This is a genomic window from Paenibacillus jiangxiensis, from assembly GCF_046098255.1.
Taxonomy (GTDB): Bacteria; Bacillota; Bacilli; order Paenibacillales; family Paenibacillaceae; genus Paenibacillus; species Paenibacillus jiagnxiensis.
Window position 1 is genome coordinate 1 of sequence record NZ_JBJURI010000083.1, and the last position, 695, is coordinate 695.

Sequence of the window (695 nt, forward strand, 5' to 3'; positions counted from 1 at the left end):
GGAGCAACGGGCGAAACTGGAGCAACGGGAGCAACGGGCGAAACAGGAGCAACCGGGGCAACAGGCGAAACCGGGGCAACGGGAGCAACCGGAGCAACGGGTGAAACAGGAGCAACCGGAGAAACTGGAGCGACAGGTGAAACTGGAGCAACCGGGGCAACAGGCGAAACCGGGGCGACAGGAGCAACCGGGGCAACAGGCGAAACCGGGGCGACAGGAGCCACAGGGGCAACAGGCGAAACTGGAGCGACAGGTGCAACTGGAGCAACTGGAGCAACGGGCGAAACTGGAGCCACAGGTGTAACGGGAGCTACGGGAACAACGGGAGCAACGGGTGAAACTGGAGCCACCGGTGAAACTGGAGCGACAGGAGCCACCGGGGCAACAGGTGAAACTGGAGCCACAGGCGAAACTGGAGCAACGGGCGCGACAGGAGCGACAGGAGCAACTGGGGCCACAGGTGAAACTGGAGCTACGGGAACAACGGGAGCCACAGGCGAAACTGGAGCCACAGGAGCCACGGGCGAAACTGGAGCGACAGGCGCAACGGGAGCAACAGGCGAAACAGGAGCAACCGGGGCAACAGGCGAAACAGGAGCGACAGGTGCAACTGGAGCAACGGGCGAAACCGGGGCGACAGGAGCAACTGGGGCAACGGGTGAAACTGGAGCAACGGGCGAAACTGGAGCCACAGG

General features: G+C 63.3%; 1 protein-coding gene. It reads left to right on the forward strand.

Annotated features, from left to right (window positions below):
- On the forward strand, window positions 1-695 hold a 695-nt coding region (locus ACI1P2_RS31400; RefSeq protein ID WP_355327730.1), incomplete at both ends, for a hypothetical protein.